This is a genomic window from Falsiroseomonas sp. (assembly GCF_030695085.1).
In the GTDB taxonomy this organism is placed as follows: Bacteria; Pseudomonadota; Alphaproteobacteria; order Acetobacterales; family Acetobacteraceae; genus Falsiroseomonas.
Window position 1 is genome coordinate 1 of the sequence record NZ_JAUYTS010000141.1, and the last position, 1,077, is coordinate 1,077.

At 71.6% G+C, this 1,077-nt stretch carries 2 protein-coding genes; both read right to left on the minus strand.

Features of this window, described 5'->3' with window-relative positions; genetic code table 11:
- The coding region (locus Q8S40_RS15040; protein ID WP_305671019.1) for a hypothetical protein at positions 1–505 on the minus strand (505 nt) is incomplete at its 3' end.
- Positions 502–1,077 (minus strand): class I tRNA ligase family protein (locus tag Q8S40_RS15045; RefSeq protein ID WP_305671020.1); only part of this gene is annotated, 576 nt, incomplete at its 5' end. The genes Q8S40_RS15040 and Q8S40_RS15045, both read right to left, overlap by 4 nt.

Genomic DNA, 1,077 nt, shown 5'->3' on the forward strand with positions numbered 1-1,077 from the left:
CCGGAGCCGCGGCCATGTCCGGTTGAGAGTCGGTGATCGCGGCCGCGCGGGCCTGCATCTCGGCCAGCGGCGGCACGTCGTTGGCGAGGCGCTCTTCGTCGGTCGTCGCGGGATCGACGTCCCACAGCCGCCAGCCGACGCCGTCAGGGATGATGTTGGCGCCGTATTTCTGAGGCAGGCCGGCGTACATCAACGACCGGTCCAATGCCGCGGCCGCCAACCAGCGCGCGCCAGGCCGCCCAAGTTCAGCCGCCCGCGCGGCCAGCCGGCTGCCCAGCGCCGCCTCTTCCGAACGGTCTCCGTGGTTCAGGATCCAGGCGGCGGCGTAGAGAGCGTCAGCCTCCTCGGGCAAGCCGTCCGCCAGCAACGCCATCACCGCTTCGCGGCGTGTCCGGTCTCGATCGCGCAAGGCGACATAGGCGCGCTGTCCCGCCAGGACGGCGCGGTCCTCGGCCTGATCCCCGGCCAGCAGCCTGATGAAGGCGGCAGGCCGGGCGGGCGTCACTGGGCCCCGGCCCCGCCGAAGCGCTCCGACCACTCGGCCACCTGGCCGTCCTCGATCTTGGTGAACAGCACCCCGGCGGCCGCCACGGTCTGACCGCGCGGCAGGGCGTCCAGCAGGGGCTCGTCGGCCGTCGGCCAGCTCAGGTCCGTCGCACCCACGGTCGCGGCGATCTTCACCGCCGTCGCCGGCATCACCGGGGCCGCCAGACGGGCGAACAGGGCCACCAGATTCAGTCCGGTGCGCACCCCCACCGCAGCGCGGTCGACATCGGTCTTGAAGGCGGTCCAGGGGGCCGCCTCCTGCAGGTACTCATTGCCCAGCACCCAGACGGCGCGCAGGGCGACCGCCGCCTTGCGGAACTCCATGGCCTCGAACTGGGCCGTGGCCTCGGCGATGCCCGCGCGCAGGTCTGCCTCCAGCTTCTCTTCCAGCGGCTCCGGCTCGCCCGCGTCCGGCACGACGCCGTCGAATTTCGACTCCGCAAACTTGACGATGCGGTTGACGAAATTGCCCAGCACATCGGCCAGGTCCTTGTTGGTCGTCGACTGGAACTGCTCCCAGGTGAAGGCCGC